The sequence below is a fragment of the Novipirellula artificiosorum genome, assembly GCF_007860135.1.
Lineage (GTDB): Bacteria > Planctomycetota > Planctomycetia > Pirellulales > Pirellulaceae > Novipirellula_A > Novipirellula_A artificiosorum.
On record NZ_SJPV01000003.1, the window covers coordinates 287,196 to 306,963 of the forward strand.

18 protein-coding genes are annotated in these 19,768 nt (G+C 52.7%); 5 read left to right on the forward strand and 13 right to left on the reverse strand.

From position 1 onward, the window contains the following. Positions 1 to 37: 37 nt before the first annotated feature. The 6 genes from Poly41_RS10645 to Poly41_RS10670 form a co-directional block, all read right to left on the reverse strand. Entirely contained in the window at positions 38 to 361 is a 324-nt protein-coding gene (locus tag Poly41_RS10645; protein WP_231615572.1) for a hypothetical protein, read from the reverse strand. 312 nt (positions 362 to 673) lie between these two features. Then, positions 674 to 2,041, reverse strand: a complete 1,368-nt coding sequence (locus Poly41_RS10650; protein WP_231615573.1) for an NAD(P)/FAD-dependent oxidoreductase — start codon at positions 2,039 to 2,041, stop codon at positions 674 to 676. A 75-nt stretch (positions 2,042 to 2,116) separates the two neighbouring features. Continuing rightward, positions 2,117 to 2,332: a carbon storage regulator gene (locus Poly41_RS10655; RefSeq protein WP_197231210.1), complete on the reverse strand. Its 216-nt coding sequence runs from the start codon at positions 2,330 to 2,332 to the stop codon at positions 2,117 to 2,119. A gap of 344 nt (positions 2,333 to 2,676) precedes the next feature. After that, positions 2,677 to 4,008, reverse strand: a complete 1,332-nt coding sequence (locus Poly41_RS10660) for an APC family permease (RefSeq protein WP_146526192.1) — start codon at positions 4,006 to 4,008, stop codon at positions 2,677 to 2,679. After that, on the reverse strand, positions 4,005 to 4,295 hold the full coding sequence (locus Poly41_RS10665; protein WP_146526193.1) for a DUF5676 family membrane protein: 291 nt from the start codon (positions 4,293 to 4,295) through the stop codon (positions 4,005 to 4,007). Before Poly41_RS10665 ends, Poly41_RS10660 begins: the two co-directional genes overlap by 4 nt. A 413-nt stretch (positions 4,296 to 4,708) precedes the next feature. Continuing rightward, a complete protein-coding gene (locus Poly41_RS10670; protein ID WP_231615574.1) occupies positions 4,709 to 5,347 on the reverse strand; it encodes a hypothetical protein in 639 nt (212 codons plus the stop codon). A gap of 369 nt (positions 5,348 to 5,716) precedes the next feature. Here Poly41_RS10670 and Poly41_RS10675 point away from each other — a divergent pair, with 369 nt between their 5' ends. Beyond that, positions 5,717 to 6,388 carry a hypothetical protein gene (locus Poly41_RS10675; RefSeq protein WP_146526194.1) on the forward strand — a complete coding sequence of 224 codons (672 nt, stop codon included), beginning with the start codon at positions 5,717 to 5,719 and terminating at the stop codon, positions 6,386 to 6,388. A gap of 196 nt (positions 6,389 to 6,584) precedes the next feature. Here Poly41_RS10675 and Poly41_RS10680 read toward each other — a convergent pair whose 3' ends face one another. From Poly41_RS10680 to Poly41_RS10690, 3 genes are read right to left on the reverse strand one after another with little or no spacing between them, the layout of a single operon-like run. Continuing rightward, the gene (locus Poly41_RS10680; RefSeq protein WP_146526195.1) at positions 6,585 to 7,370 is read right to left on the reverse strand and encodes a multiheme c-type cytochrome; all 786 of its coding nucleotides are present in this window, start codon (positions 7,368 to 7,370) and stop codon (positions 6,585 to 6,587) included. Between the two features lie 11 nt (positions 7,371 to 7,381). After that, positions 7,382 to 8,146 carry a hypothetical protein gene (locus tag Poly41_RS10685; protein ID WP_146526196.1) on the reverse strand — a complete coding sequence of 255 codons (765 nt, stop codon included), beginning with the start codon at positions 8,144 to 8,146 and terminating at the stop codon, positions 7,382 to 7,384. Continuing rightward, positions 8,143 to 10,086 (reverse strand): FAD-binding oxidoreductase, encoded by a 1,944-nt coding sequence (locus Poly41_RS10690; RefSeq protein WP_146526197.1) that lies wholly within the window; start codon positions 10,084 to 10,086, stop codon positions 8,143 to 8,145. Before Poly41_RS10690 ends, Poly41_RS10685 begins: the two co-directional genes overlap by 4 nt. A 375-nt stretch (positions 10,087 to 10,461) precedes the next feature. Here Poly41_RS10690 and Poly41_RS10695 point away from each other — a divergent pair, with 375 nt between their 5' ends. Next, a complete protein-coding gene (locus Poly41_RS10695; protein WP_146526198.1) occupies positions 10,462 to 10,890 on the forward strand; it encodes a response regulator in 429 nt (142 codons plus the stop codon). A 186-nt stretch (positions 10,891 to 11,076) separates the two neighbouring features. After that, the gene (locus Poly41_RS10700) at positions 11,077 to 13,512 is read left to right on the forward strand and encodes a heavy metal translocating P-type ATPase (RefSeq protein WP_197231211.1); all 2,436 of its coding nucleotides are present in this window, start codon (positions 11,077 to 11,079) and stop codon (positions 13,510 to 13,512) included. Positions 13,513 to 13,892: 380 nt separating this feature from the next. On the opposite strand, the gene Poly41_RS10705 is transcribed toward Poly41_RS10700, so the two are convergent. The 4 genes from Poly41_RS10705 to Poly41_RS10725 form a co-directional block, all read right to left on the reverse strand. Continuing rightward, positions 13,893 to 14,813, reverse strand: coding sequence for an anti-sigma factor family protein (locus Poly41_RS10705; RefSeq protein ID WP_146526200.1), 921 nt, complete (start codon positions 14,811 to 14,813; stop codon positions 13,893 to 13,895). A gap of 935 nt (positions 14,814 to 15,748) precedes the next feature. Further along, positions 15,749 to 17,470 (reverse strand): alpha-glucan family phosphorylase, encoded by a 1,722-nt coding sequence (gene glgP, locus Poly41_RS10715; RefSeq protein ID WP_146526201.1) that lies wholly within the window; start codon positions 17,468 to 17,470, stop codon positions 15,749 to 15,751. After that, positions 17,467 to 17,709: a BON domain-containing protein gene (locus Poly41_RS10720; protein WP_146526202.1), complete on the reverse strand. Its 243-nt coding sequence runs from the start codon at positions 17,707 to 17,709 to the stop codon at positions 17,467 to 17,469. The genes glgP and Poly41_RS10720 overlap by 4 nt, the downstream gene beginning before the upstream one ends. Positions 17,710 to 17,721: 12 nt before the next feature. Further along, a complete protein-coding gene (locus Poly41_RS10725; protein WP_146526203.1) occupies positions 17,722 to 17,937 on the reverse strand; it encodes a hypothetical protein in 216 nt (71 codons plus the stop codon). A 302-nt stretch (positions 17,938 to 18,239) separates the two neighbouring features. Here Poly41_RS10725 and Poly41_RS10730 point away from each other — a divergent pair, with 302 nt between their 5' ends. Next, positions 18,240 to 19,088 (forward strand): zf-HC2 domain-containing protein, encoded by an 849-nt coding sequence (locus tag Poly41_RS10730; protein WP_146526204.1) that lies wholly within the window; start codon positions 18,240 to 18,242, stop codon positions 19,086 to 19,088. 102 nt (positions 19,089 to 19,190) lie between these two features. Then, complete coding sequence (locus tag Poly41_RS10735) at positions 19,191 to 19,763, forward strand: hypothetical protein (RefSeq protein WP_146526205.1); 573 nt, start codon at positions 19,191 to 19,193, stop codon at positions 19,761 to 19,763. The last annotated feature ends 5 nt before the right edge of the window (positions 19,764 to 19,768 follow it).

The window sequence follows — 19,768 nt, forward strand, 5'->3', positions numbered from 1 at the left end:
CTTGTCAAAGAAGGGGTTGCAGAACCCGCTCCAGAAGTCATTCCGATGTTCCATTTCTGGACTTCAGGATCCAGCCAGTCGGAGACAGGAAGACCGCGAGCAAACAAAGCAAGACCGTCGCAATATCCAATAAGACTTGAACCGGGGTGGGCAGTGCCAATTTCGACAGCTGGACTGAGATCATGGTCGCGATGATGAATGCCAGAAAAACCAACATACCGATCGCCCCATGCTTGGTCAGGAATGCACCGGCCAGCTTCGTTTCCTTGTGGGCGAGTTGAAGTACAATTCCTATCACAATCGATAACGCTGAGAGGGCGTAGATAATAGTCGCCGAAATACCAAGCCACATAATCGCCAATCCCATTTTCTTTTACAGCGACAATAAACCAGGAACATTCATTGTAACGTCTAAAAACGAAGAAGTGATGGCACCTTTTGAAAGAGTGAATCGAAATCAATTCGGAAATCCTCAGTTCAGCCTGCAGGCGTGTCAACTACTTGTCGCGGTATGCGAGGCATATCGGAAAGACTGTGAGGAGCATGACATTGACCACTGCGAAGAACGTGCGACCATTTTCCGCAAGCGTGCCGACGAATACCGGATATTGTCAGGCGTCACGGATCGAAGACCAGCAGGCCAGCAAAGTCTTCAGTTTGCTGGCTTTCTTTGTTACGATTCAGTCTCCTGAGCAGTCGATTCAACATGCGGCATCGCGGAATCGTTGTCCCAGCCAGTAGCCTCGGCGAGTTGCGGAATACTGGTGGTCGGCCCATCGAGGATCAATCGCGCCGATCGGTCGTGCGTCAAAAACGTCCAGCCCCACTGAACCAACACCAAAATGCGATTGCGAAACATCGTGATGTACATCAAATGTACGGCCAGCCAGAGGAACCAGGCAACGAAGCCGTGGAACTTCCAACCACCGATCACTCCAACAGCACTGTAGCGTCCAATAACAGCCATGCTGCCTCGATCGCGATATCGAAAACCCGTCCGAGACTTGTCGTTTAGGTCTGCAACGATGCATTTTGCTGCGTGAGCTCCCATCTGAGTCGCAACAGGAGCGAGGCCAGGCAAGTCGCCTTTCTCGTCATGATTGAACGAAGCCAAGTCACCAACAACAAAGACGTTCGGGTGCGATTTGAGTGACGTATCGCTCTGAACCGGAATGCGACCACCGCGAGCAGAAGCCATCCCTGTTTGTCTCAGCAAACTTGATGCAATCGGAGACGCCTTCACGCCTGCGGCCCACAAAACCGTTCGCGTATTGATCCGCCATGGTTGCTCGTTCCCAACCGTTAGCAGTTCAACATGGGTTTGATGGATGTCGGTGACCCGCGTGCAAGTGACCAGCTCGACCCCGAGTCTTTGCAGTGCTTTTGCAGCTTTTGATGGCAGCGGCTGCGAATAAACGTCCAGCGGATACTCGCTTGGTTCGATCAATACGATACGGGCGTCCGCAGGGTTGATGTTGCGAAAATCGTTCTTCAAAGTATGGCGAGCAATCTCAGCAATCGTTCCTGCCAGTTCGCAACCCGTTGGTCCAGCACCAACGATAGCAAACGTCAACAAATCCCGTATCTCCTCAGGATCGAGACTTCGTTCCGCAGCCTCGAACGCTCCCAGCAGTTGGCGGCGAATTTCGGTCGCATTTTCGATCGTTTTTAGCCCCGGTGCGATCTTCTCCCAATCGTCGTGCCCAAAGTAATGATGCACCGATCCCAATGCTACGACGAGAAAATCATACGCAAGCTCTCGATCCGTCAAACGCACAACCTGTCTTTCCAAGTCAATATCCTGCACTTCGCCCAGCAGTACGCGAGCATTCTGCTGCTTCCGAAGCAACGCACGCAAAGGTGCAGAAATGTTCGCCGGCGAGAGTTCGCCTGTTGCCACTTGATAGAGCAAGGGTTGGAACAGATGGAAGTTGCGTCGGTCGATAAGAGTGATGTCAACATCGGCGCGGCGAAGAGACTTGGCGGCTTGCAAGCCAGCGAAACCGCCGCCCAGGATCACGACATGTAGATTGGAATTCATTCCAATGCTCTTTCTCTATCGAGTTGGTTGTGTCGGAATGAATTCCGACCTACGAGATAACTTTCTAGCTGATATTCATTCTGTACCCATCATTCTGTAAAGTTCATCCGTGTCAACGCTTTCGGTCGCTTGGGCACAATGCGGCAGAAGTTCAGATCGCCGAATCGCCACTTCGCGGGGAGCATCGAAGCTGATACAGACTCGATTGCCAGAAATTTTCTGGATCGTGATCGTGATATCTTGATTTGGCAGAACGATCGATTCACCAGACTTGCGGGATAGACACAACATTCTTTTCATTCCTTGAAATTGGAGGATTCCTTGGTTGTTTGTACTCCGCGCATTCGCTCAATGTGTCCTCACCATGCTTTGGCGTCAAGCAACCAACTTCGTTGTCGATTTGCCTGTTTGATGCACCAACTCTCCAGTATCTTCACAAAATCATTCAAGAAAAGAGAAATTTATGCAGACGTACTCGCTTTCTCCTCCTCACCTTCATCGCCTCTTCGCTTGCATCCGCTACTTGGTGTCTTGGCGACCTTTTCGCCACACGCGACGTATGTGAATCCCAGAAAGTAGCTTTTCACCGCAAAATTGCCGAGTGCTCGTTTGGTTTTCCCTTGCCGCCAAAACAACTAAGCGGAATGAACGTCCGCATGTTCTGATTCGTCGTCGTCGTCTTCTTTCCACGACAGGAACAACTTTTCACCAGCGAAGACGAAGAGAATGCCGCCCAGTGCGACCCAAATCACTAGCATGTCGCTATTCACTTTCATCCATACGAACGCGCCGAGAATGGCGAGGTCCAATGCGATCGCGATGACTGGCACCCAAGGTCTTGCACTGACTTCTTCTCGTAAGTGCTTCAGCACTGCCCAGTGAACGGCCAAGTCCATGATGATGTAGAAAATTGCACCAAGCGACGCAATTCGCGACAAGTCAAATAGGATCGTCAGCGTGATTGCGATCACTACGGTGTAAACAAGCGTGTGTTTTTGGATATCGCCGGGCATGCCAAAGTGACGATGCGGCACAAGCTTCATCTCCGTTAGCATCGCTAACATGCGTGAAACCGCGAACGTGCTTGCGATCAATCCCGAAATGGTCGCGACAATCGCCAGCCCAACGGTGAAGTAGGTTCCCCATTGGCCAAATGTCGGACGAGCGGCCTCGGCGAGTGCGTAATCACGATGCTCGATAATCTCATCAACTGTCAAATTTCCTGCAACCGCCAAGCCGACCAGAACGTAGACGATCACACATACCAATAACGAAATGATGATCGAACGACCGATGTTCTTCTTCGGTTCGGTGATCTCGGAACCGCTGTTGGTGATCGTCGTGAAACCTTTGTAAGCGAGCAGCGCGAGAGCAGTGGCTGAAAGGAAACTGCCAGCCGACGTTCGCTCGGTGACGCCGACGCTGTCAAACGTCAAGCCCGAGACCCACAATCCTGCCGCAGCAAAGATGACTATCCCCGAGATCTTGATGACGGCGGTCACCGTGGAAAACGTGCCGATGAAACGGTTGCCAAGAATGTTGATGATGAATGCGGCGACTAGCAACCCAACACCGAGAGCCGGTACCCAGAACTGTGTATCTTGTACGTCGACTAACTGTAGTGAGTAGGCACCGAAGGTTCTCGCGACCAGACTTTCGTTGATGACCATTGAGAAGTACATCATCAGGGCCATGCCAGCCGTGACAGTTCCTTTACCATAGGCTTTCATCAGGAACGTGGCGATGCCGCCCGCCGACGGGTACTGTGCCGCCATCTTCACGTACGAGTAAGCACTGAACCCCGCTACGATGCCAGCAGCCAGAAACGCAAGAGGAAATAGCCCACCTGCTTGTTCGGCAACCTGACCAGTGAGGGCAAAGATCCCCGCACCGATCATGACTCCCGTGCCCATCGCGACGGAACCGGTCAATGATAAACTGTTTTCTTCGTATTGCTTTGATTTCATTGGATGTGGGTTGGTTCTTTCTTCAAAGTGACGTTGTAGACGACCGCCAGCGCAACACCGCAAAGCCAACCGGCTGCGAAGCTGACCAGAACACTGAGGGCGGATTCCCACCAGGGGATATCCCAGCGCATGATCGATGCTACGTCCAAGCCGTGAAAGAAGAGATTGAACAACCAAACGGTTGTTTCGTGCGGCAGCAGGCGCATCGTCAAAATGCAAAGGACGTAGAAAACGGACCAAGCCGTTCCTAAGCCAAGGCCGAATCGTAGCGGAGCTAGTTTGTTCATGTTTCAAATTCCTTGTCGAATGATGCTTAGTCAACATCTGGTGAAGCTACGCTCGCCTGAGCGTAGCCACGTGATGGCGAGGTCATTTGTTGCCGTCACTGAGCACTCTACTATTCATTCGATACTCGGAGAATCAGTTTGAAACGCGAGTAATGACGATCGTTCGGTTGCTGACCATAGACAGTTTGAAATCCATACCCTCGATTCCAAAGTCGACCATCTCGTATCGAATGGGAGAATTCAGTACGCTCGACAGAGCGTCGATGGCTGCGCAAAGAAATAGGCCGGAACAGCGGGGGGACGGCAGTGCGACGTGCCTTATGCTGTTCCGACCTATCGTAGATCGAAGTGTCGGAATGAATTCCGACCTGCGTTCGTTTCGGTTTTGGAACGAACCTCAAGCTACGCGTTTCTTAGTGCTGATGACCGCTATGGTCCGCGTGGTCGTGACCTTCAATCGTCCCGGCTTTCTTTAGTTCTTCAGCTTTGGCAAGCGTTGCGGCTGGATTCGCTTGTGCTTTCTTTGTGCAACCGCCGCAACACAAGTAGACTGGTTTGCCGTCGATATCGAGTTTGATTGGAACGCCCATTGATCCAAGGAAACTCGTGTTTGCAACGGCACAGTATTTCTGTGCCTCGATCGCTGCTCGATCGCCCATCGGTAACTTGGCAAGTGTTTCGGTCGAGTCACGCAGTTTCTCAACCGTCTTGACCGTCTTTGCAACACCGGCATTTGCTTCATCGACACAGGCTTTGCAGCACACGAATACTGGCTTGCCTTCGATCACGAGCTTCAGTGGCGTTCCCATTGCTCCGAGTCGATCGTAAGTCATAACCGGACAGAACCGCTGTGCTTTTACAAGCTTCTGGTCGTCGGCGGACAAGGAGGAAAGCGACTGTTCAATCTTTTTCTCGGCCTTCATCATCGCTTCATGATCGTGACCAGCGGCGTGTGTGTGGCCATCGTCTGCACGTGCAGAAGTGGAGTTGAATCCACTGACGGAAACTGCAATTGCCATGGCTACCATGAGTGGAAAACGTACCATCGTCATTCGGAAAATCCTTCAAAGGGGGGAGTGAGTTTTCAAATTGCGTCACGCTATGCGGGAAAGTCCACACGTCGTCTCATGCAATCCGTTAGTGACGTTGCTGTATTAGATGCACAAGCCCAAAGTGTTCTTCACGCCATCGGAGGATTTTTCTGCATTTGTGGAAAAATACGATAAAACGTTCGGAAAATGAACGAGAAATATTCAGTTCTGCCAGAAGCGGACGTAGCTAGCATTGCCCTGAAGGCCGCGATGCACTTTCGACTAACCATCGTCGCAAAATCAGAATTTCCGTGAAGAACCGCGAAGGAAGTTGCATCTAATGCCGGTGTCTCGAAGATTACGATTACCCCCCTCTCGAAGGTCTTAGAAATGAAGATGATTTTTGCTGTCACCGCTCTTGCCGGTTTCCTTGGCTTGCCCGCTGACGCACAAGCTGGATGTGGTTGCTCAGCTCCTGCAGCTTCCCGCGCTCCGGCTCCTTATGGGGCACCCGCCCAATACGCACCTGGGCAATTTCAGTCCCAGCCAATGATGTCACGAGGTGCAATGACACCGGTATACGGTCCGAGTCAGTACGGTCCGATGCAGGCTTCTCCGTACGCATTCAATGGACCAACGGCTTCCACACCGATGATGATCCATACCCCTGGGATGATTCACTCCGATGCCGTCGCTCCATCGGCTCGCGCGATTCCATCCGATTCGATGATGTCAATGAAGCCGTTGATGTCACTCTCAACCACTGGCAATCCAGTATCCAGCAGTTTAAACGCTGCGTCACCGTTCGCTTCGAGTTTGCCAAGTTGTTGCCAGTCTGGCGGTTCGGCATGTTGCCAATCGGGAACTGCAAGTTGCTGTCAATCAGGTGGATCGGCGGCACCAGCGATGCAGGCGATGAATCACGGTTCGAACCCGTTCACCCCGTCGATCACGTCCCAGTCCATGCGTTCGGGGCCATCAATGACATCACCGTCGCAAACGGTTCCAAGTCCAAGCACGGCACCTGTCGCAAGTGACCCGCACGCAGGACACCAACACTAACGCAAAAACGGAAACCATTCCGATACTTTAGCCATCGTCACCCGACGATGGCTTCTTTTTCAGCCACGCTTTGGCAAGCGTAGCCACGCTCGCAGCGAGCGTGGACGTAAGTGGGTTTGCTACGTACTGTGGCTGTGGGAATGCGTCTGGGAGTATGGGAGTCGGCTGAAATCACCTCCTAACTTCTTCTCTTCCCTCAATGATGTTTGTACCAACCGACATTCTTGATGTCGTTCCAACTGGTCGTTTGGTGACACTGATTGCACTGTTCGACCCTTGCGTGTGGTTTACCTGCAACGGTCGCTGAAATCATCTTAAAGTGCATCATGTAGTGACTCGGCGGTGCTTGATGACATTGGTTGCAGTTCGTCGAACTTGGCGATGGATGCTTGTACTCAGGAATCGTCCAACGGTCAGTTGCATGACACTGAGCACAGTCGGTGCCGAACAAACTTTGATGCTGGTCATCATTCGAATGGCACGACGCACAATCCAATGTGGCTTCTTCAAGCGTGATCCGGTTGTGCGGTGGCATCCCGATGCGAAGTTTGTCACGGATCATCGTACTGGTTGACTGCCTCTGAGTCCCAAAGTCCGCCTTCGCTAGCGAGTTCATGCCAATGGTGGCTAGCAAGGAGTGATCCATTTTAGATAATTTTGCAGCGAGTCCTTGGTGCTCTCGATGACATTCCTTGCACGTTCCGATACTGGCGTGAAACGAGGTCGGTTGGCGCTGTAGAATCGACTCATCGTTGGCATGGCACAGAATGCACTTGGCCGTATCGACACCAACCACAGGAGTGTGACACGCTTGACAATTACCAGTAAGATTGGCATGTGCCGCTGAAAGTGAGTCGGGGTTCACCGAGCGATGTAAGGTATGCGAAATGGTCTCGGTCGTGCTCGGTGAGATCGCACCGGTTGCATAGGCGACAACCAGTCCCACGATCACGATTACGGCGATCAATAGTTTGCGGTTCATCAATATGCCTTTCACTCAAACCATCTCAGGCCGAAATAGACGGCGTAGAAAACATGGATCGCCAACAAACCATAAAGCACAAACGAGATCACAATGTGGAACTTCAACCACTTGCCAAACCATAGTTTGAAATTCTCATGGGTTCGGATCGAATACTCGACATCCGCGATGGATTCTGCCAATCGGACGAGCGTGATTGCATCGGTGGTTGGCGTGGTCGCTTCGGGCTCGGAGTCCTTCAAGAACAATCCCGCTGCCAGACGAGTCAAGAATCCAGAGAACGGTTTCAATTGGTTTGCCGCTGCGGGATTAGACCCGACATCGATGATCGCTCGGTCATAGGCGGTTTGTAACTCCGCGAGCATCGCCTTTTTAGCTTTCGCTTCTTTCGCGAAACCTGACATCAAATAGCGACCGATGAAACCGCTGACGACAACCAGAAGTGTCATTGCAGTGAGCGAGATCGCCAGCGGGCTATTGTATTTGTGGCCGCTGTGTACGATGACCAGGATCGGACCGAGAACACCTGCGTAGATATGCCAAGCCAGTAGCGTTCGCATCGAGACTCGCTTCGTGACGGCTTTTTTGAGTTTCATGTTGCGTTTTACGACCAAGTACGCAAGCGGCACCAACATTAGCAGCGATCCGGTAACGCCCAAGAGTCCACCCAGTAGACTGCCGGCAAAACGATGGGAATGGTGTAGCGGAAATCCAAGCCATGCAAGCAGCATGAGGAGGACTAAGCCCGTGACGACTATCTTTTCACGTTCTTTCATGCCTCCACGCTCACGTTCTCTTTCGACTTCGCTTGGCAAGCCAAAATCATTCCCGCTTCCTTCTGTTCCGGTTCCAAACCATCGTCGACTTCCATCGTCACCTGACCCGAAAGTAATTTCGCAATACACTCGCCGCATGTCCCAACGCGACAGGAGTAGTCGATATCGACGTCGATGCGTTCGGATGCCTCTAAGATCGTTTCGTCCGCTTGAAGTTGCGTCGACTTACTCGACGCGGTAAACGTTACCTTCGCGCCCGTTGCTTTTTCTTCGTGCGACTCTTGCTTTTCGGCAACCTTGGCTTTGGGTTTCTGGGTGGATCCAAAGCTCTCGGTGTGAATGTTCTCGGGTGGAACCTTCAGTTCAGCGAGCATCTCCTTGGTCGCTTCCATCATCGCCGGCGCGCCACAAATATGGATGCGTTTCCCAGCAATATCGGGTACCCATTCACTCAGCATCTCTTTGCTCAAGCGACCTTTGCGGTAGCTTCCCATGCCGTTGTCGATCCGGCTGAGGGCAGCGAACAGATGCAGATTGTCAAACCGCTCGGCCAGAAGTTCGAGTTCTGACCTGAAGATAAAGTGTTCAGGGTCGCGACAGGCTGCGATAAAGTCGATCTCTCCCGGCCAGCACATGTCAGTCAACGCTCGGGTCACGCTCATCATCGGCGTGATGCCAACACCACCCGAAATCAGTACGACGCTGTCCGCCTCTTTGCCAGTGAAAATGAAGCGACCGCTTGGTGCTTTCACTTCTAAAGTATCACCGACCTTGACTTGGTCACTGAGATAGCGTGACCCTGCTCCGTTCTCTTCACGCTTGATCGACACTTCACAGTAGTACGCTTGCGTCGGAGAAGACGAGATGGTGTAGCTTCGACGGATTGGCTTCTCACCGACTGGCAACGTGAATGTTAGGAACTGCCCTGGCAAATAGCTGAACGGAATGCATCCGCTGTGGCAGGAGACTAGGCGCAACGTTTTGACATCTTCGGTCTGTTGAGAGATGTTCGCAACTCGCAAACGGCAAAGCTTCTTGTTTGCCACCGGAATCAGCCCAGTAGAAAATGTTTCTCCATCAGCGTTTGCCTCTTCGGTAGGACAGGCGTCGTCACCGTCGCAGCAATCCGCGTTTGGAGTAGGGGAGTTGGGAGAAACGGAGTCCGCTAACAGTGACTCCCCCTCTCCCGATCTCCCCATTTCTTCACTCCCAACTCCCCCACTCCCGGCAACGGACAACTTCTCAAGTAGCGACGCAGCTCGCCGCATCTTGAAGAAGTACATCCAAATCATTGCTGCGGTAAAGAGGACTAGCACAGCCATGACACTGGTGTGAAACGGCGTCATTCCCCAAAGCAAAGCGTGAGACGGGCGGATGTTAGCGGCGTTGGGAAGGTTCAATTCTCGTTTGAACCACTGAAGTGCAACATCGCGAGGAGCCAGGCCTTCTCGCAGCGCACGATGAGCTGCCAATCCGCTCTCAAAGTCGCCGAGTCCTTCACGAATTTTTTCGGTCGCCTGCTGCATTGCAGCAAAATCGTTGCCACTGGCAGAACGGGATAGTTCGTCAAAAGCTTCGCTCAGTACCCTTGTCCCCGACATCATTCTCTGGTGGGCTTCTTGCTCCAGTTCCGCTTTACGTTCGATCGGCAAATCGGGCAATTCCATCAGCGATGGATACAAGTCTTTCGGCTTGGGCGCGCCCATTTTCTCCATCATCCCGCCCATACCACCACCGCCGCCCATCATGCCGCCAGCACCATCAGGCGGCCCACCGCCGACGCCCTCTGGCGGGCCTCCCATGGCGGATGTCGAGCTACCAGCGTTACCCGCAGCTTGGTCAGGGTGATGGCTAGCGTGTTCCTCAGGACTGATTTGTGCATGCAGCGGAGACACCGATAACGCTGTCGCAAGAATGATCAAGTGAAGGAGTCGAAACATTTGCATTTTCGGTTCTTGCTCTTTGTTCAGCGGATTCGTGTAGCCAACAGGACGCTTGTAGCTACGCCCAGCCAACGCGTGGATTCAGACCGTGTCTTCAGCAGGGACTTAGATGCAACCAAGTGATCGATTCTTCATGGAAAGCTGGGAATAATACGGGCGAAGGCACCCTGCGTACCAACTTTGCAAAATCCGTTTTGGAAAAAACTTTTCCTGGCATGTGAAGAAGCGTGCGGGTTGGTGCATCTAAACTTGCAACTGCCTGAACTCCATTTCGGCCAATCGCTCCCGTAGCAACGCTCAACGGAGCGTGGATTCTGCCGTCTAGCGAGGATAGCGACTGTTCAATTCCCAAAGCAAGGAAGGTGATTCAAGATGGATAATCCAAAACACAGTTCATTAGGTGCGATCGCATTTGTCGTGGAACCATCCAATGCGATTTCAGCACATTTGACTGCTGACCTCACCCGAGCGGGTTATCGTGCGGGTCGTGTTTCTTCCGTGAACGAAGCGATGACGTTGTGTAGTAAGTTTGGTCCCGAGCTAATTCTCGCCAACCTTTCACTACCGAACCAAACGGCATGGCAATTGGCATCGACGCTGGCGCTACACGACAGCGGCACACGCTTACTACTCTATGGTCACGATATCGCGGTGCATCACTATGCAATGGCAGATTTCCTAGGAATCGAACGGTTGATCGAATACAGCAATGATCTTTCTGCTCTATCAGCGACATTGCAACCACTATTCGACAATCGACGCGACAAGGCGGCACGAAAACGGCCTTCACTTGTCGCGTAGCAAGCAGCCACGGCCGCCAGAGCGCGCGAGCTCAACGTAAACCGGCAATCCGATACCGCTCGTTCGGTTTTGGAACGCAAATTGCGTACCAATATGAGGTATCAAAGAAACTGTTAGGATGGCTGCATTCCCAATTGTGCCCAGCTTTCAGTTATGAAATCACACAGCCTGAGGAGTTCAAGTCGCATGCCTACAACCCAAAATACCGCCACCGATCCCGCGTGCGGAATGCAAGTCACACCTGGTGAGGCTCTGCAAAGTTCGCACGAGGGAAAGCACTACTATTTTTGCAGCGAGAGTTGTCAAGAGAAGTTCGAGGCCGATCCGGCTGGCGTGATCGCTGCGCGAGCGAAGAAAGAAGAGGAGAAGGGGAGTAAGGGAGACGGGGAGCATTCATGTTGTGGTGGATCGTCGAACAAAGCGACTGCTGAACCCTCAAGCTGCTGTTCTCCTAACTCTCAAACTCCCGGACTCCCCCTCTCCCAGACTCCCCCTCTTTCTGACTCCCAATCTATCTACACCTGTCCAATGCACCCTGAGATTGAGCAGGTTGGGCCGGGGGATTGTCCGATCTGCGGCATGGACTTGGAGCCTAAGGTTGTTGACATGGCAGCCGAGGAGGACGGTGAGCAGTATGCGGATATGAAACGCCGGTTCTGGGTCGGCGTTGTCTTGTCAGTGCCGCTGCTCATTTTAGCGATGGGGCCGATGGTAGGATTGCGGTTGGCTGAATTGATGTCAGACAGCGTCTTCGGTTGGTTGCAACTTGCGTTAGCAACTCCGGTGGTGTTCTGGTGCGGATGGCCATTGCTCGTTCGCGGAGCAAAATCGTTTCGCTCGATGAACTTGAACATGTTCTCGTTGATCGCTCTCGGTACGCTCGCCGCGTTTGGCTTCAGCTTGGTGGTGGTTCTGTTCCCATCGCTGATCCCCGAGGCGTTCTTCGAGAACGGCAAACCACCACTGTACTTTGAAGCGGCCGCAGCCATTATCACGCTGGTTTTGTTGGGACAAGTGCTAGAACTACGGGCACGCCAACAGACCAGTGGTGCCATTCGAGAGCTGATGCAATTGGCTCCCGACATCGCTCATCGCATCACTGATGATGGGGAAGAAGACGTTTCGCTCGATGCGGTTGTCAAGGGAGACCGGTTACGGGTGCGCCCTGGTGAAAAGGTGCCAGTGGATGGGCGAGTGCTGAGTGGATCAAGCCGTGTGGATGAATCGATGTTGACTGGCGAGCCGGTGCCGGTGGCGAAGGAAGAAGGTGATGAAGTCACTGGCGGTACGCTGAACCAAACCGGTGCGTTGGTGGTCGAAGCAGTGAGCGTAGGCAACGAATCGGTACTCAGCCGAATCGTGCAAATGGTTGCGGATGCACAACGCAGTCGCGCTCCGATCCAAAAATTGGTCGATGTGGTTGCTCGCTACTTTGTCCCGGCAGTGATCGCGTGTTCGATTCTAGCGTTTATCGGTTGGGCCGTTTTTGGTCCAGAGCCAAAACTTGCACACGCATTCGTCGCAGCGGTCGCCGTGTTGATTATCGCGTGCCCGTGTGCTCTCGGTTTAGCAACTCCCATGTCGGTGATGGTCGGCGTCGGGCGTGGAGCGAAGGAAGGCGTTTTGATTAAGAACGCTGAAGTCCTCGAAGTAATGGAGAAGGTCGATACGATCGTCGTGGACAAAACAGGAACACTGACGCAAGGACGTCCCGAAGTCACCTCGATTGAAACTTTCTCCGATTGGCAGCAGGCCGACGTTTTGACGCTTGCTGCGGCGGTCGAGGGTCAAAGCGAGCATCCATTGGCACAAGCAGTGGTGCGTCGTGCGAAGGCAGACGGCTTGACGGTACCGCCGTCGCATGACTTCGAAAGTATCACGGGTGGCGGAGTGAAGGCGAAAGTTGACCAGCACAACTTGCTGATCGGAAAAGCGGATTTGCTTGCCCAAGAAGGGGTGGAAGGAGTCGAGCAGGCGAAAGCTCGTGCGGTGGAGCATCAGGAGTCGGGCAGTACCGCGATCTTTATCGCAGTCGATGGAAACGTGGCCGCAGTTTTTGCCATTGCCGATCCAATTAAAGAGAGTACGCCTGCGGCACTAAAAACGCTGCATGAGCTTGGGCTCAAAGTGGTGATGCTGACGGGTGATGCTCAGGCTACGGCGCAAGCGGTTGCAACCAAGCTTGGCATTGATGAATTTCATGCAGGCGTGTCGCCGCAAGAAAAACACGAGTTTGTAGCGAAGCTGAAGAAGGAAGGGCACATCGTGGCGATGGCGGGTGACGGCATCAATGATGCACCCGCGTTAGCCGAGGCGAATGTCGGGATAGCGATGGGAACAGGGACGGGAGTCGCGATCGAGTCGGCCGGCGTAACATTGGTCGGCGGCGATTTGCGTGGCGTCGCGGCGGCTGGGAACTTGAGCCGCAAGACGATGAGGAACATCCGCCAAAATCTATTCTTCGCGTTCATCTACAATGCATTGGGAATTCCCGTCGCGGCTGGTTTGTTGTATCCGCTGTTTGGTGTTCTGTTGAGTCCCATGATTGCGGCAGCGGCGATGAGTTTCAGCAGCGTGTCGGTAATCGGAAATGCGCTGCGATTAAGAGCCGCAAAGCTGTAGCCCAGAATGTGTTCCGGCACCGAATCATGAAGAAACGACAGCGACTCTTGCTGGCGACAATCAACGGTTTACTTCAACATATCGATCCTCTCGGTCCAACGACGCCGTCAGGTTCTGTAGTGTTTAGATGCGAGTTTGACGCGAATCCTTCACGCAAACCACTGACTTATGCCTATCAAATCTCGCGAAGAAGTCAGAATCCAGGATTGCAACGCTTCTCCCGGCCACACTTTGGCGGCATTGATGTTTGTCAGTGTTTGTGATGTGGGTTGTGCATCATCGGGCGGTGGTGGAGGCTACGATGGTCACACTGGCCGTCGCACGGGGAAGCTTGCAGGAATACCTCGTTCTGTAAGCTGCCTCAAGACGATGCAAACGACTTAGTTGGCCGCCAGCAGCAATTGGTCCACTTCATTCAGATCACGCAATCCGAACGCCGTCATCCGGCCTCGAGTTGCCTTCCACGTGACTGCGAATCCCTTGTCGCTTTCGCTGACCTGCAACTCATGCTCGCCACGACGAACAAGTTGTACGGGCAGATCGCCAAAGTTAACCTTCTGGCCACGGCATTGTTCGACAACCAGGAACGTCGATCCATCGGGCCGCTCACAAACGCAAGCGACGCAATTGCACTGGCCTGGTCCGCAAGTGCATTCACCGTCGACGCAATTGCACTGCGGCATTTGCAAAAGCTGTGTCGACACGAGTCTCGCCCCACCAGCCAACGACGACTCAACAATCGGTTTGTTGCCCATGTCGAATTCCACTTGCTCAAGCGAAGCTTCCTTACCGTGATAGGTCTTCGACAGCGACTGCATCGCCACGAGCGTGTCCTGACGCTGTAGTGAAACGGTGTCCTGGAAGTTGATTTCCGAGGCGCTCGCCGCGTCGCCACCCTGGTGTGAGTGAGAATGTGATTGCCCCGAATGAGCCATCAGCGACGAATGCTCGGCCGGTCGCCGGACCCAGGCAAGGATCAGGACCGAAGCTGCGATCGAAGCGGCAATCACGACCAGATCTCGAGCTCGCGAGGATTTACGATTGGCATGACGCGAAGGATCAGTCGGGGTGACGGGGGACTGAGCCTCTTGCAAGCGAGTCTCCATCACGGACCACGGAGGTGCTTTTGAGTCCCCCGAGCGGACATTCCAAGCCAAGCCGCGAATTCGCTCAAAGTCCGCTATCACCGATCGGCAAGACTCACATCGCTGCAGATGCGAGCGTATCTCTTCGGACACCGTCTCCGAAAGTTCGCCATCGAAGTAGTCAGACAGTTGTTCTTCAATCGTTTTGCAGCACATGCTCGATGATCCTAACCCATTTCCATCAGGTTGATTTGGTTTGGTAGTTACTTTCGCGGCGAGTTCCTTCGCTAGCCGAATATCAATGCAGAATAGCGACGTAAGTGATTAGATGCACGCCCAGTCAGGTTTCTTCACGATTGTGAGTATTTTTCTGCAAAAAAACAATTTGACTCGGCTTCGCTGCTCGACCGCAGTGTTTTGGCGATTCCGGCAGAATCCGTGAAGGATGGCGAGCAAGCAAGCATCCAAGTAATCCCCGCGTTTGGTGTTATCTTGCAGTGAATTCTGTAGCAAAACTCGCCAAGAGTTTCCGCTGGGGGAGCGAAAGTCTTGGCGACTTTCGCTACGATTTTGCGGCTTCGCAGCCTTAAGGAACCATTACCAGATGTCAATCGAAAAAAGAATCATCCGCGGACTTCAAAGGTTGGAGTGCAACGATATTCAAGTGATTCATCACGGCGGTGGGCGGATTACACTTGTATGGAGTAACAAGAGCGCAAACGAACGTGCACTTGTAGTCGCAGCGACGAAAACGGTGCCGGGCGTTACCGAGGTTAATGTTGAAAATGGGAAACCTTAGCGGGTTGATACCTGAATGTTTTCTGAATCAGCTTGGAGTCGCAAGACGATCGGTGATGTTGGTGTCCTTTTTCACGAAGGTCTCTATCACGTGTTTCATCTGGTCTTGCCCAACCATGACTAGGTTGCCCACGCGAACAGTGACAACGGGCTGAATTGGCGCCGCGTCGATAATGCTCTGTTTATTGGCCATCCCGGCAGCTCGGATGACCTGATGTTATGGAGCATGTACGTGTCCCCCGATCCTTGCAAACGTGGTCGTTGGCCGTTGTTTTACACGGGGCTTTCACGCCGTGATCAAGGATTGGAAGGTCGGATTTTGTGTCGAGACGGCTGAACTGAGGATTGAAGACCTAAGCGTAATAGGCTTTCAACACGTACTGCTGCACCATTCGTTGCGTATTGAAATAGGAAGCATTCAGCGAAATCGCGTGTAACATGATCCGCGTCCATTCTTTTCGCTGCTCGTAATACTTCGGAATCACCGAGTTTTCCAGAGTTTGGTACATCGAGGATGCGTCATGACTGTCGCGGTCAGAATCGTCTGACAAAGTCGAATCGAGGTTGCCAATCGCCCAGCCCGTCGTATCTTCCACACAACCTTCGATCCACCATCCGTCCAGGCTGCTCAAACTCGGCACACCGTTGAGAGCCGCTTTCATTCCACTGGTTCCTGACGCCTCCATCGGTGGCTGAGGTGTATTGAGCCAAACGTCAACGCCTGCGGTCAGAACCCGTCCAAGGTCCCAATCATAGTTTTCCAAGAAGACAATTTTCACTTCGGGCAGCATCGTTTCTTTTCGTTCGACAATTTGCCGAATCAACTGCTTTCCTTGCTCATCATCAGGATGTGCTTTTCCAGCAAATACAACCTGGATTGGTCCCGCTTTCCTTGCGATTTCTCGTAAGCGTTCGGAGTCGTGCAGAAGCAAACCGGATCGTTTGTAAGCGGTCGCTCGTCGCGCAAATCCGATCGTGAAAGTGTTCACGTCGAAGCTGGCCATCGCGCGAACGGTAATCTCATCAACCAATCGTTGCTTCGCTGCTTGGTGTGCCTTCCACGCTTCTGCTGCTGGAATCGCCAACGCTCCGCGGAGACTGGCGTTGTCTTCACGCCAGCCGGGAACGTAGCGGTCAAATAGAGTCGCGATTGGCCTCGCCGCCCATGTTCCTAGGTGAACTCCGTTAGTGATATGGTCGATCGAGTAATGGTGCTCGGAATCTTTCGGAACCAGCATCTTGCGAGAAACCTCACCGTGCTTTTTCGCAACTCCGTTGACATAATGGCTCAGATTGAGTGCCAGATAGGTCATGTTCAACTCACCAGCACAGCAGAACACTTGATGGTTTTCCAAAATGTCATCGCGTCCGAGAATGCGTCGGACTTGATCAAACGGAAATCGGTCGTGCCCAGCTGGGACTGGGGTATGGGTTGTGAAGACGCACTTTTGTTGGACGAGTTGGACGTCTTCACCATTAAACGATGACCTGCCGGCGAATCTGGCACTCTCATCTAGCAGTTCCAAACCCAGCAGTGCGGCGTGCCCTTCGTTCATATGAAAGCGTGCTAGGTTGTCGAAACCGAGAGCACGAAGAATGCGAACGCCACCGATTCCCAAAACGACTTCTTGGCACAATCGATAATCACTGTCACCGCCATACAGATGGTCCGTCAAAGTACGGTCCCACGAAGAGTTTTCCGGCAAATCGGTATCCAGCAACAGTACAGCTATCGAATCACCGGTTGCTCCGGAAACCATGTATCGCCAGGCTTTGACAAACACGGGCCGACCATCAACATAAATCTCAACGCATGCTGGAAGTTCTTCGCAATGCTTCTCGACCTCCCACGGCATTTCGGCTTCATGTTGCCAACCGTCAGAATCGATGGCTTGGGCAAAGTAGCCTTTTCGGTGCAGCAATGTTACCGCGACCATTGGAACACGCAAATCCGCAGCCGAGCGAATAGTATCGCCCGCCAATATCCCCAAACCGCCACTGTAAGTTGGGATTTTGGGATCGAGAGCGATCTCCATTGAGAAATAGGCAACCGTTGATCCATTCTTCTGATTCATTGTTTCTCAACTTCAATCTTGCTGACAATCCGGCTGACGCCCTGGATCGAGCGAACAGTCTCCTGAGCCATCTGTTTCAGGAAGTAACTTGGCACGGTTCCGTTAAGAACGATAACGCCATTTTGCTCGTCACACCGAACCAGCCGGGCCAACGAGTAACCCCGCACATGCAAACGCTGCCTCGCTATCTCAGCGATGCAGCGTTCGGGTTCGTCGGGCCGTGTGTCATCAGTATCCATCGGACCATCGACTTACTGCGATGGGGTTGCTGTGATACCGCCACAACAAGATCGCTGTACCTTGCAGCAGTAGGCTTGTTTGATGCAGCAGGTGTTTCCAGCGAACTCTTGCGTTGCGACCGCCTGATCGCTTTGCACCATTGGGCTTTCCGAATTGGAAATACCAAATGAAGCACTGCCCAGAAGGCCAAGGGCGAGAACGCCGACACCAATTGATTTCAATAACATGACTCTCTCCTTCATGTACGTTGGGGTTGAACAAGCATTTCTTAAGCAAAGCCTCACAACGCGTGCTGCTCTTGCTTGTCTGTTCTTTTGATGATTGATGCGAGCGACTTCTTCACGAGATTTTTCACCGTAGATCGGAAATTACTCCGATATCGCGAACCTTGACGCTAAGCCAACGGAATAAATCTCGTTCTACGCACAACCGAGTGAAGAAAACCTTGCGTCGGTGCATCAAAGAGGATGAAGCGACTTTGAGCCGCGAAAAACCACATTGCTCACTTGCTCGTCAGGGGTCAACAATCATGAATTGCACGGAATCACAAACGTTACTCTCCGCTTTCTACGATGACGAACTCGATCAGACCGTTCGTGTTCAGGTCGAACTGCACTCCAAAGAGTGCTCTCTATGTTCAACCGACCTGCGATGGATGGGGGAACTCACGGCTGCGGTTCATAGGTTGCCACAACCAAGTGCGTCAGACGATATCTGGAACCGAATCGAAAATGTGCTCGACGCAAAAATGACAAAGCAGTCGATGAATCACATCGACCCCAAGCAGAAAGTAAAACGCAAGGAGCGATCGGAAAAGTTTCCTTGGAATCGACGTGGATTCATTGTTTCGGTTAGCTGGGTCACGGCAGCAACCTTGCTTTTCGGGCTTGGCGTTGCCTGGCACAGCGATTGGCATTCGTCCGCCGACCACGAGCCGTTGGAAAAGTATGTTCAACAATTCACATCCAGTCCGACGCTCGCTCAACGGGAATTGACTGAGGCATATTCGGGGCGCAAAGTTACCGCTGACGAGGCGGTCCAACTCGTTGGCTATCACGGTGCGAATATCCAAACGCCGCCCAGTGGCTTTACGCAAGACAGCTTGTATGTGCTCGATATGCCCTGTTGCAAGTGTATCCAAGCGAACTGGCGGCGCGCCGATGGTTCGTGCATCGCGATCTTTGAACATAAGAAAACGAGCGAACCGTGGTTCGGGAATCAACCAAGCCGCAGCATTGACTGCGCGGGGCGATCTTGCCGAATTGTCGAAACAGGAACCCAATTTGCAGCAACTTGGAGTATTGGCGACCGAATGGTCACGGTTGTCGGCCTCCACAATACCGACGAACTGAACAAGATCGTGGAAACGTTGTCGTAACAAAGGCAGCCGTTGAATGAAGAAATCACGGTAGTGGAGCATCTAACAGAATAGGCGACCGATAAATAGGAAACCCTGATACTCGAACGAGGAGATGACTCGATGCCTAATTTACGAACCCTGACCGCCCGTAGCGTGCTGATGCTTGCTTTGACATTGTCACCTGCTGGTCTTGCTGTCTCACAGGACAGCAGTGACAAAAAGAGCGACGTTGACGTCCGCTACTTCCAAAAGAAACTCGAGCTTGCTCAGCATGATTTGGAAGCGGCATTGGACGCCAATCGCGATATTCCCAATCTCAATTCCAAGCTGACCTTGCTGCGACTGCAAAACCAAGTGGAGTATTCGAAAAAACTGCTCGATCACGCGACAAATCATGGCGAGCATGATTTGCACTCGACCCACCTGCAAAACCTGAAAAACGATTTGGCATTAGCGGAGCAGCAGTATCGTTGGTCCAAGGAGGCGAATCAGAAATACGCCGGCGTAGTCAGTACCACGGACGTGAAGCGTTTGAAGCTCGCCGTCGAGCTTGCGCGTTTAGCTTTGGAGCGAGCCGAGCAACCGGAGATCACTGAAGATCCGACGAGTCATCTACAGTGGCAGGTTGATCGGCTGCGTTCGGAGCTATTGAAGTTAACCGTCGAGTTTGAACGGGTACGCTCAGGGCATTAGCTCGC

Excerpts from the sequence above, each read along its gene's own strand:
- Poly41_RS10650 (WP_231615573.1), bottom strand. The coding sequence starts at position 2,041 with ATGAATTCCAATCTACATGTCGTGATCCTGGGCGGCGGTTTCGCTGGC.
- Poly41_RS10655 (WP_197231210.1), bottom strand. The coding sequence starts at position 2,332 with ATGTTGTGTCTATCCCGCAAGTCTGGTGAATCGATCGTTCTGCCAAAT.
- Poly41_RS10660 (WP_146526192.1), bottom strand. The coding sequence starts at position 4,008 with ATGAAATCAAAGCAATACGAAGAAAACAGTTTATCATTGACCGGTTCC.
- Poly41_RS10665 (WP_146526193.1), bottom strand. The coding sequence starts at position 4,295 with ATGAACAAACTAGCTCCGCTACGATTCGGCCTTGGCTTAGGAACGGCT.
- Poly41_RS10670 (WP_231615574.1), bottom strand. The coding sequence starts at position 5,347 with ATGACGATGGTACGTTTTCCACTCATGGTAGCCATGGCAATTGCAGTT.
- Poly41_RS10675 (WP_146526194.1), top strand. The coding sequence starts at position 5,717 with ATGAAGATGATTTTTGCTGTCACCGCTCTTGCCGGTTTCCTTGGCTTG.
- Poly41_RS10680 (WP_146526195.1), bottom strand. The coding sequence starts at position 7,370 with ATGAACCGCAAACTATTGATCGCCGTAATCGTGATCGTGGGACTGGTT.
- Poly41_RS10685 (WP_146526196.1), bottom strand. The coding sequence starts at position 8,146 with ATGAAAGAACGTGAAAAGATAGTCGTCACGGGCTTAGTCCTCCTCATG.
- Poly41_RS10690 (WP_146526197.1), bottom strand. The coding sequence starts at position 10,086 with ATGTTTCGACTCCTTCACTTGATCATTCTTGCGACAGCGTTATCGGTG.
- Poly41_RS10695 (WP_146526198.1), top strand. The coding sequence starts at position 10,462 with ATGGATAATCCAAAACACAGTTCATTAGGTGCGATCGCATTTGTCGTG.
- Poly41_RS10700 (WP_197231211.1), top strand. The coding sequence starts at position 11,077 with ATGCCTACAACCCAAAATACCGCCACCGATCCCGCGTGCGGAATGCAA.
- Poly41_RS10705 (WP_146526200.1), bottom strand. The coding sequence starts at position 14,813 with ATGTGCTGCAAAACGATTGAAGAACAACTGTCTGACTACTTCGATGGC.
- glgP (WP_146526201.1), bottom strand. The coding sequence starts at position 17,470 with ATGAATCAGAAGAATGGATCAACGGTTGCCTATTTCTCAATGGAGATC.
- Poly41_RS10720 (WP_146526202.1), bottom strand. The coding sequence starts at position 17,709 with ATGGATACTGATGACACACGGCCCGACGAACCCGAACGCTGCATCGCT.
- Poly41_RS10725 (WP_146526203.1), bottom strand. The coding sequence starts at position 17,937 with ATGTTATTGAAATCAATTGGTGTCGGCGTTCTCGCCCTTGGCCTTCTG.
- Poly41_RS10730 (WP_146526204.1), top strand. The coding sequence starts at position 18,240 with ATGAATTGCACGGAATCACAAACGTTACTCTCCGCTTTCTACGATGAC.
- Poly41_RS10735 (WP_146526205.1), top strand. The coding sequence starts at position 19,191 with ATGCCTAATTTACGAACCCTGACCGCCCGTAGCGTGCTGATGCTTGCT.